Source organism: Corallococcus sp. CA054B (assembly GCF_003611625.1).
Classification (GTDB): domain Bacteria; phylum Myxococcota; class Myxococcia; order Myxococcales; family Myxococcaceae; genus Corallococcus; species Corallococcus coralloides.
In genome coordinates, this window is sequence record NZ_RAVY01000127.1 from 19,355 (window position 1) to 29,180 (window position 9,826).

Here is a 9,826-nt window from a genome sequence, read left to right on the forward strand (position 1 = left end):
CGCTGGCATAGAGTGACGTCCGTGCCGCGCTGCCTCACATGCGGGCGGCGTTGGGAGGGCTCTCATGCGCCATGCCCGCCCGGCGTCTCGCCTCCCATCGCTCCGCCATCCGATGCCTCGCTCGTCGTGCCCGACGTCCCGGGCTACCGCTGCGAGAAGGTCATCGCGCGCGGTGGCTTCGGCGTGCTGCTGGCCGCGCACAAGCGCTCCGCCGACGGCACCGAGGGTGAACGCATCGCGCTGAAGCTGGCGCGGCCCGGCATCGCGCTCGCGGAGGCGCAGCTGGCTCGCGAGGCGGAGGCCCTGCGCGTCATCGGGCCGCCCACCGTGCCCGCGCTCCATGCCGTGGGCACGCTGCCCGGCGGCCAGCGCTTCGTCGCCATGGAGTACGTGCCGCTGCCCACGCTGGCGGACTGGCTGGCCCGGGTGTCCGGCCCCATGTCGCCGCAGGAGTTCGGGCCTCGCGCCAACGCGCTCCTGGAGGCGGTGTCCGTCGTGCACGCGCACGGACTGGTGCACTGCGACCTCAAGCCCGAGCACGTCTTCCTGGACGACGCCCACAAGCGCGCCCGCGTCTTCGACTTCGGCCTGGTGCAGCGGCCGACCCCCGGCGTGCTCGCGGACGATGGCACTCCCGGCGACACGTCCTCCTTCGCCGGCACCGCCGAATACATGGCGCCCGAGCAGTGCGCGGGCCATGCGGTCCTGGACGCGCGCACGGACGTGTACGCGCTGGGCGTCATCCTCTACGAGCTCATCGCCGGCCGGCCGCCCTTCTTCGGCTCGCTCACGGAGGTGCTCCAGGCGCACTTGTCGCTGCGGCCCCCGCCTCCGTCGGAGTACGCCCCGGTGGCGCCGCCCGTGGAGGAGGTCGTGCTGCGCTGCCTGGCCAAGGAGCCCGCGCGCCGCCCCCGCGACGCCGCCGCCGTGGCCCAGGCCCTGCGCGCGGCGCTGGACCACGCGGGCCAGTCCGCCGTGCAGCCCGCGCCCCGGCTCACCCTGCTGCCCGAGGTCCGCCCCGCCCAGACGCGCCGCTCGGTGGCGGTGCTGTTCACCTTCTCGCGCGCCAACCCCGTGGCGATGCAGAAGGCCCTGGCCGCGTACGGAGGCCACATGGCCTTCGCGGAGGGCGAACGCTTCGCGGGCGTCTTCGACCCCGACGTGGGAGAGAACCCCGTGCGCCGCGCGCTGCGGGCCGCCGAAGGACTGGCCGAGCGGGGACTCGCCCCGGTGTCCATCGTGGACGTGGCCAACGTCACCGTGCAGCGCCGCCGCGACGGCGCCCCCCGCTACCTGGGCGCCATCTTCGCGCGCGAGGACCGCTACCCCCAGCTCGCGGAGCTGCGCGGGCCCATGCTCTCCCCCGCCGCCGCGGAGGCCGTGCCGGAGGTGCCGTGCCTGCCGGTGGCGGGACGGTCCGGGCTGATGCGCCCCGCGCCCCCGGGCGCCGCGCCCCGGCCGGACGTCACCGTGCTGCAGCTGGGCAGCGCGATGCTCGTGGGCCGCGACATGGAGCTGGAGCAGCTCCTGGAGAGCGCCCGGTCCGCGGTGTCGGACACGGCGCCCACCATCGTCACCGTGCGCGGCGACCGGGGCCACGGCAAGAGCCACCTGGCCTCCACGCTGGGCCTGCGCCTGAGGGCCGCGCTGCCGCACGCGCGCGTCTACTCCATGCTCGCGCGAGAGCCCGTGCAGGGCGATCCAGAAGGCACGCTGCGCACGCTCCTGCGCGTGGCGCTGCACGGCTTCGACCGCGACGACACCGACACGCAGGAGGACGGCCGCACCGCCATCCTCGACCGGCTGGGCACCCGGCTGGGCATGGAGCTGTGGCCGGGCGTGGCCGCGACGCTCGGGTGGTACGCGCCGGGCGGGCCGGAGCTGCACAGCTGGGCCGCGGCCCCGGGCGCGCTGCGCTCGCTGGCCATGCGCGCCACGGGTGAGCTGCTGGCGGCGACCGCTCGCGAACGGCCCCTGTGCCTCATCGTGGACGACGCGCACTTCGCGGAGGAGACCGCGCTGGACGCCCTGGAGTACGCGGCGCTCGCGGAGACCCGCGTGCCCCTGTGGATCTGCGTGCTGGTGCGCCCGGGCTTCGAACAGAGCCGTCCGGCGTGGAGCGCCCGCGCCGCCCGCCAGCTGGACCTGCCCCTGTCCGGCCTGGCCCCGGGCGACGCGCATGCCCTGTGCCGCGCGCTGCTCAAGCCGGTGGAGAACGTGCCCGCGCAGGCGGTGGAGCGCATCATCGAGCGCGCGCAGCGCGTGCCCCTGTTCCTGGTGGAGCTGGTGCGCGGCCTCAAGCGCCAGGGGCTGGTGCGGCAGCGCGCGCCGGGCGGCAACTGGTACCTCGTCACGGACGAGTTGGACCGCCTGCCGGAGCTGCGGCTGGTGGAGTGGCTGGCGGACCGCGAGCTGGGCGCGCTGCCTCCGGCGCTCGCCGCGCATGCCCGGCTGTGCGCGCTCCTGGGCGCCACCTTCACCGGCACGGCGGCGGACGGCGTGGTGCGCGAGCTGGAGCGCGACGGGGCCGCGTCCCAGTTCCCGCTGGACATGGGACACGCGACGCGGCGGCTTTTGGACCTGGGGCTGCTGGTGGAGCACCGCTCGGAGGGGCTGAGCTTCCGCAACGAGCTGATGCGCGAGGCCGTGGTCGCGGGCCTGCCCGCGGAGGAGAAGGCGCGCATCCACCACGCCGCGTACCGCCACTACCTGAGCCCGGCGGGCGCGCAGGAGCGCCAGCGGCTGGCCCGGCTCGCGCTGCACGCCGCGGCGGCGGGCCTGCGCGACGAGGCGGCGGCGCTGACCATCGACCTGGCGGAGTCCGCGCGCGGCCGGCACGCGTACCTGGACGCGGAGGCCATGTACACGCGCGCCCTGGAGCTCATCGAGCCCGAGGACGAGCTGCGCAGGCTCACGGCGCTGCGGGGCCGGGGCCTGATGCGCTACCGCATCGGCCGGTACGAGGACTCGCTCACGGACTTCGCCATCGCGCGAGAGCGCGCCCGGAGCGTGGGAGATGCGCGCGCGGTGGTGGAGCTGCTGCTCGACGAGGCGGTGGCGCTCGACTGGGTGAACGACTACGCGCGCAGCGAGGCGCGGGTCCAGGAGGCGCAGCAGCTGACGGAGACGGTGACGTCACCCTACGTGCAGGCGCGGCTCTTGCTGGCGCTGGGCCGCACGCAGTTCCGCAAGGGCGAATGGATGGACTCGCTCATGACCCTGGAGGCCGCGGCGGAGCGGGCGCGGAAGCTGGGCGACGCGGGCTACGAAACGCTGGTGGTGTCACTGCTCCTGCTGGTGGCCATCCTGCCCAGCCTGGGCGACATCGACGCCGCGGAGCGGGTGCTGGACGAGCTCATCTGCGCGTGCACGGAGCGCGGCGACCGCTTCCACCTGGGCTCGGCCATCAACAACCGCCGCAACCTGAGGGTGGCGCGGCGCGACCTGACGAACGCGCTGAAGGACCAGGAGCGCTTCATGCAGCTGGGGCGCGAGCTGGGCGTGGTGGGCTGGGAGTACTTCGCCGAGTACAACCTGGGCGAGCTGTACTACCAGGCGGGCGACGTGGAGGCGGCGGCGCCGCACATCGCGCGGGCCATCGTGCTGGAGCGCCGGCATCCGGAGGTGGCGCACCGTCCCTGGGCGCTGCTGCTCCAGGCGCGGGCCATGGCGTGGACGGACCGGCACGACCGGGCGCGGGACCTGCTGGAGCAGGTGCGGCAGGCGATGGCGACCAACCGGCACGGCGTGAACCTGAGCCCGTCGGAGGAGGTGCTCTTCTCCATGGTGGAGCTGGCCTCGAAGGACGCGACCGTGGAGGAGTGGCACGCGCTGCGCGAGCGCTCCGCCCAGGCCTCCGTGGAGCAGGAGCCGCTGGAGGTCCTGGAGATGATGGGGCTCGCGGCCTGGCGCCGGGGCGACTTCGCGGAGGCGATGCTCGCGCTCGGGGAGGCGCTGGCGCGCGCGGCGCACATGCCGAACCTGATGGAGGACCGCATCCGCCGCTCGCTGGAGCGGGTGCGGGACCTCACGCCCGCGGCGTAGCGACGACTCCTGTCGCTACGCCGACCGCGAGAGCACCGTCGTCGCCGCGACGAGGAGTCCCATCAGCGACTCCCCCACCAGCGCTCCGGCGCCCAACGAGGAGACGTGCGCGTCCGTCGTCTTCGGCCACTTCCGCGCGAGCATCACCATCCCCGCGCCCAGGCACAGCGTCACCGAGAAGTAGGCGGGGGTGATGAAGCCGATCCCCATCGCCACCGGCGAAGGCAACCACCGCGAGGCCCGGCTCCTCGCGGCCAGCGTCGACAGCGCCCCCACCGTGAAGCCCACCAGCGCGGCCCAGCCCGCGTAGGGCGGCAGGCCCGCCAGGCCTCGCACGGACACCTCCGCCACCGCCCGGAACTGCGCCGCCGCGGGCACCGGCAACACCGCCGTCCCCAGCCCGTACGTGTCCACCAGCAGCAGATAGGCAGGCACCGCCACCACCGCGCCCACCGTCACGCCCACCAGCTGCGCGGCGAGCTGCCGGGAGGCCGACGCCCCCAGCAGGTGCCCCGCCTTCAACGACCACAAGCTCACGCCCGTCTGCGCCGCCGCGCCCGCCACCACCGAACCCGCGGCCACGTTGGACGTCAACTCTCCGGGCCGCACTCCGCCAAAGATGACCTGCGTGAGGTTCCCCACCTGGCCCACGGGCGACACGTCCGTCTGCCCCGCGCCTCGCGCACACACCGCGCACAGCGGCACCAGCAGCGCGAGCACCAGCAGCATCGACGGGACTCCCAGCCCGAAGAGCAGCCCGCCCAGCACCACCGCCAGCACGCACGCCACCGCCGCCACGCCCAGGCTCCACCGGGGCAGCCCTCCCCGGCTCACGCCCAACGAACGCAGGTCCTTCACCGCGCCCAGGAAGTCCCTCGCCTGCGCCGCCAGCGACATCACCGCCCCGCCCACCATCAACCCCACGCCGGGCCATATCAGCCACGAGGACAGCGATTCGTACCCCGCGCCCGCCACCAGGCCCGTGTCCAGGAGCCGCGTCGCGAGCACGCCCCACGCCAGCCCCGAGCCCAGCAGCATGCTCAACGCCAGCTGAGGGCCCGTCATCATCCCCACCGCCAGCAGCATGGGGCTCAGGCCCACGCCCCACGTCAGCGACTCCAGCGAGACGCCGCCCACGCGGCCCGGCAGCGCCACCATCCCCGGCAGCCAGCCGCGCGCATCGCGCATCCAGGTGAGCGCCATCGCCACCACGCCGGCGCCCACCAGCGTCCGGCCCCTTCCCGTCCGCGAGCCTTGCGCTTCGGACGGCGTGGCCGCGTGCAGCGTGGAGATGAGCTCCGCGGTGGCGATGCCCGTGGGGAACGGCAGGGCCTCCTGCTCCAGCAGGCGCCGCCGCAACAAGCCCGCCACCAGCACGCCCACCACACCCAGGACCAGCCCCCAGACCGTGATGCCCCAGCCCGGCACGCCCGTGCCCAGCAGGGCCAGCGCCGGAATCGCGGCCAGCAGCCCCGCCGACGCGGGCATCGCGCCCACCGCCGCCGCGGCCGTCTGCGTGAGGTTGTTCTCCAGCGGCGTGTAGGGCACGCCCCGCCTGCGCCCATAAGGCGCCAGGGCGCTGAACCCCAGCACCGCCGCGGCGATGGAGCCCGAGTCCCACAGGCCCGTCTTCAATCCCATGTAGAGGTTGGTGACGGCCAGCAGCGCGCCGATGAGCAGGCCCATCCCCAGCGACCGGGCCGTCCACTCCCGGCCCTGGGAGACCTCCGCCCCCGCGAACCCCACCCTCGCCGGCGCCACGGGCCCAGGGGCCTCCGGCCCCGCCGCCGCGACCTCCGGAGGAGCGGCGGGGTGACCGGAGGAGGCGCTCATCGAGACGCCTCCGCCGAGCGGCCGACCAGCTCGCGCAGCTGCGCCAGGTCCAGCGGCTTGCTCAGCTTGAGGTTGGGCACGTCCCGCAGGAACGACGTCGTGCGCGGCGTGAAGGCTCCCCCCGTCATGAACACCATCCGACCCGCCTGCTCCGGAGCGGAGCGCCCCAGCTCGAAGTACAGGTCCATGCCCGTCATCCCCGGCATCATCACGTCGCAGAGGATGAGGTCGAAGCGGCCGCCCTCGTTCACCAGCCGCAGCGCCGCCTGCGCGCTGTTCGCGGTGGACACCTCGTGCTCCGAGGCCAGCGAGCGCTGCAGCGCCACCGTCACGTTGGGCTCGTCATCCACCACCAGGATGCGCGCCCGCGCCCCCGCTGTCGCCGTCGCGGACAGCCGCGGGTAGAGGTCCACCTCGTGCGCCGCCGAGCGCAGCACCACGCGGAAGGTGCTGCCCTGCCCCGGCGTGCTCTCCGCGTGGATGGAGCCGCCCATGGACTCCACGATGCCGTGGCAGATGGACAGCCCCAACCCCGTGCCCACGCCCACCGCCTTCGTGGTGAAGAACGGATCGAAGATGCGCCCCAGCACCTCCGGCGTCATGCCCACGCCGGTGTCGCGCACCTCCACCACCACCTTGCCCGGCTCGCCCGGACGGATGATGGCGCGAATCTCGTGCTCGGTGACGGAGGAAGGGTCCTCCGGAATGGCCTGCGCCGCGTTGAGCAGCAGGTTCAGGAACACCTGGCACAGCCGCGCTTCGCTGGCCTCCACCGCGGGCACCGGCTCGAACTCCGTCACCAGCCGCGCGCGGTGGCGGATGACGTTGTCCGCCATCTTGCACGCCAGCTCCACCGACCGGCGCACGTCCACCGGCATGGGGCGCGACTCCTGCTCGCCGCGCGCGAAGACCTTCAGGTCCCGCACGATGGTCGCGATGCGCTCCGCGCCCTCGGTCGTCTCGCGCACCAGTTGCTGGATGGAGGCCACCGGCTCGGACGGCGTGCCTTGCGCCTCCAGCTTGTCCAGCCCCTCGCGGATGAGGTGCAGGTTCACCAGCATGTACGCCAGCGGGTTGTTGATTTCGTGCGCCACGCCCGCGCCCAGCGTGCCCACGCTGGCCAGCCGGTCCGCCACCACCAGGCGCGCCTGGAGCTGCCGGCGCTCGCTCAGGTCGCGGTGCACCATGATGTTCGCGATGATGCGCCCTTCCGCGTCGCGCAGCGGCACCACCACGGACTCGCAGACGCACGCCATGCCGTCCGCGCGCTTGAACTCCAGCTCCCCGCTCCAGCGCCCGTGCACCTCCAGCGCGGTGAGGACGGCGCCCGTCAGCCGGTCCGGCTCACCCGGGTGCAGCACGCTGAAGAGCGTCTGGCCCATGGCCTCCTTGCGGCTGCGGCCGAACATCCGCTCCGCGCTGGTGTTCCAGTCGATGACCCCGCCCGCCAGGTCCGTGATGACGACGCCGTCGGAGATGCTCTCGAAGATGAGCGCCTGGCGGTGCAGCTCCTGCTCCGCCTGCTTGCGCGCGGTGATGTCCATCACCGTGCCCGTCACCCGCGCGGGCTGCCCCGCCGCGTCCAGCAGCACGTCGCCCTTGCACGAAATCCAGCGGTAGCCGCTGCCCGCGGGCTCGATGCGGTACTCCACGTCCACCTGCGAGCGCTGCTGCAGCGCCGTGGCCAGCCCCGCGCGAAGCCTGGGCAGGTCCGCCGGGTGCACCACCTCCTCCAGGTCCATGGCGCGGCCGGACAGCTTGCCCACGGCCAGGCCCAGGAGCCGGTCCACGTGCTCGCTCCAGGTCACCTGCCCCGTCTTCGCGTTCCAGTCCCAGATGCCCACGCGCGCGGCGGACAGCGCCTGGCGCAGCTGCTCCTCGCGCTGCTCCAGCACCTCGCGCCGGGAGAAGCGGAACACCGTCACCGTGCCCACCTGGAGCCGGTCGCCCTCCTGCAGCTCCGCGGTGGACACCGGCAGGCCGTTGAGGAACGTGCCGTTGGTGGACTCCAGGTCCGTCACGAGGCACGAGCCGTCCGACTTGCGCAGGATGCGCGCGTGCTTGCGCGACACCCCGTGATCATCGATGCGCACCTCCGCTTCGGATCCACGCCCGATGACGTGCTCGCCCGGCTCCAACCGGTACGCCTTGCCAATGGCCGCCGGTGTCGTGGTGCTGATGAGGATGAGGCACGCCCCGGTCGAGGACGGGGCCGTCACCGACTGGCCCGCACAGGTCGTGAGCTCGTCCACCAACGTCATCATGTATGCAAGCCCCCTGACGTCCCCCTGCGCTCGGGCTGGCAGTGTCCTCGCCGCCTGTCGTGCATGACGCCGCGCTCCGTATGGGCCCGAAGTCCTGGCCCGGACCGCAACCATACCCCAACGGCTTCCAATGAACGTCCCCTCCCCCTTCCGGACGGGGACCCTGACTCCTGGTGAACGGCCAGGCAGGCAGGCAGGGCAGCCAACCGGGCACGGGCACTCGCGACCCACCCCGTGGATGGTAGGGTGCGGGGCATTCATGGCGGTGGATTCCGAGAGCACCTTCCGCATCCAGGCGCGCGCGAACGCGAACGCCACGGAAAAGGGGCACGACACACCTCCCCGCTCCGAGCGCGGGCCGGGCACCCTGGCGGGTGAGTACGTCCTCAAGTCCATGCTGGCGGCCGGCGGCCACGGCAGCGTCTACGAGGCGGAGCACCGCATCCTGGGGCGGCACGCGGCGGTGAAGGTGCTGCACTCGCACCTGGCGGACCAGGGGGAGATGCTCCAGCGCTTCGTGCGCGAGGCGCGCGTCGTCAATCAGATCCACCACCCGAACATCGTGGACGTCTACGACTTCGGGCTGATGCCGGACGGCAGCCCCTACTACGTGATGGAGCTGCTCTCCGGGCGCACGCTGAGCCAGGTGGTGCTGGAGCGCGGGCGGCTGTCCGCGTCCCGCGCGCTGGCGTACCTGGAGCCCATCTGCGGCGCGCTGGAGGCGGCGCACCGCGCGGGCGTCGTGCACCGGGACCTGAAGTCCAGCAACATCCTCGTGGTGGAGGAGGGGGAGAAGCCCCGGCTGAAGCTGCTGGACTTCGGCATCGCGAAGCTCATCCAGCAGGAGCCCGGCCAGGAGGGGCTCACCACCGCGGGCCAGCGCCTGGGCACCGCGCACGCGATGGCGCCCGAGCAGTTTCGTGGCGGCAGCATCGGGCCGCCCACGGACGTGTACGCGCTGGGCGTGCTCCTGTATCAGCTGCTCACCGGCCGCTACCCCTTCCAGTCGGATGATCGCCTGGAGCTGGAGCGCATGCACCTGGAGGCCCCGCCTCCGCGCCCCAGCGTGAAGGCCCCGGTGTCCCCCGCCGTGGACGCGGTGGTGCTCCGGTGCCTGGACAAGGACGCCACCCGCCGCTACCCCAGCGTGAACGCCTTCCTCACCGCGCTGCGCGAAGCGACGGAAGAGCCCAACCAGGTGGAGAGCCAGACGCGGCTCGTGCTGGCCGTGAACGCGGAGGTGGTGCTCCCCGACACGGACATGGACGACGACACCACCTACGCCGCGCTCGCCAACGTCATGGACACGCTGGAGCAGGGCCTGCGCGCGGAGGGCTTCACCCTGGCGCTCCAGACGGGCACCGCGCTCCTGGGCGTGCGGCCCCTGGCCGCCGGCACCACGCCCGCCCAGGCACTCCAGCCCCTGAGGAAACTGCAAGCCGAGGCCCAGCGTCTGGCCGAAGCCGTCCACGCCCGCGTCCACCTCTGTCTCCATCATGGTGAGGCGGAGACACGCGGCGACTCCGGCGAGGCCGAGGTGGTAGGCGGCCCGGTCACGCATGTGGCAACCTGGAACGTAAGGGACCCCGGTGGCTTCGCCATCACCGGTCCCGCGTCACGGTTCCTTGAAGGTCCTCCTCAGCAGTAGGCCGTTCCCGCCGTCCCCGCACTCCTCCTCCCCCCGC

At 73.4% G+C, this 9,826-nt stretch carries 4 protein-coding genes; 2 read left to right on the forward strand and 2 right to left on the reverse strand.

Annotated features, from left to right (window positions below; translation table 11 throughout):
- The first annotated feature begins 126 nt into the window (after positions 1-126).
- Positions 127-4,044 carry a serine/threonine-protein kinase PknK gene (locus D7V80_RS26835; RefSeq protein WP_199738867.1) on the forward strand — a complete coding sequence of 1,306 codons (3,918 nt, stop codon included), beginning with the start codon at positions 127-129 and terminating at the stop codon, positions 4,042-4,044.
- Between the two features lie 15 nt (positions 4,045-4,059).
- On the opposite strand, the gene D7V80_RS26840 is transcribed toward D7V80_RS26835, so the two are convergent.
- Together D7V80_RS26840 and D7V80_RS26845 are read right to left on the reverse strand one after the other, a co-directional pair.
- Positions 4,060-5,877 (reverse strand): OPT/YSL family transporter, encoded by a 1,818-nt coding sequence (locus D7V80_RS26840; protein WP_120590867.1) that lies wholly within the window; start codon positions 5,875-5,877, stop codon positions 4,060-4,062.
- Positions 5,874-8,138 carry a PAS domain S-box protein gene (locus D7V80_RS26845; RefSeq protein WP_199738868.1) on the reverse strand — a complete coding sequence of 755 codons (2,265 nt, stop codon included), beginning with the start codon at positions 8,136-8,138 and terminating at the stop codon, positions 5,874-5,876. Before D7V80_RS26845 ends, D7V80_RS26840 begins: the two co-directional genes overlap by 4 nt.
- A 262-nt stretch (positions 8,139-8,400) precedes the next feature.
- Here D7V80_RS26845 and D7V80_RS26850 point away from each other — a divergent pair, with 262 nt between their 5' ends.
- Positions 8,401-9,789: a serine/threonine-protein kinase gene (locus tag D7V80_RS26850; protein ID WP_120590869.1), complete on the forward strand. Its 1,389-nt coding sequence runs from the start codon at positions 8,401-8,403 to the stop codon at positions 9,787-9,789.
- The last annotated feature ends 37 nt before the right edge of the window (positions 9,790-9,826 follow it).

Excerpts from the sequence above, each read along its gene's own strand:
- D7V80_RS26840 (WP_120590867.1), bottom strand. The coding sequence starts at position 5,877 with ATGAGCGCCTCCTCCGGTCACCCCGCCGCTCCTCCGGAGGTCGCGGCG.
- D7V80_RS26845 (WP_199738868.1), bottom strand. The coding sequence starts at position 8,138 with ATGACGTTGGTGGACGAGCTCACGACCTGTGCGGGCCAGTCGGTGACG.
- D7V80_RS26850 (WP_120590869.1), top strand. The coding sequence starts at position 8,401 with ATGGCGGTGGATTCCGAGAGCACCTTCCGCATCCAGGCGCGCGCGAAC.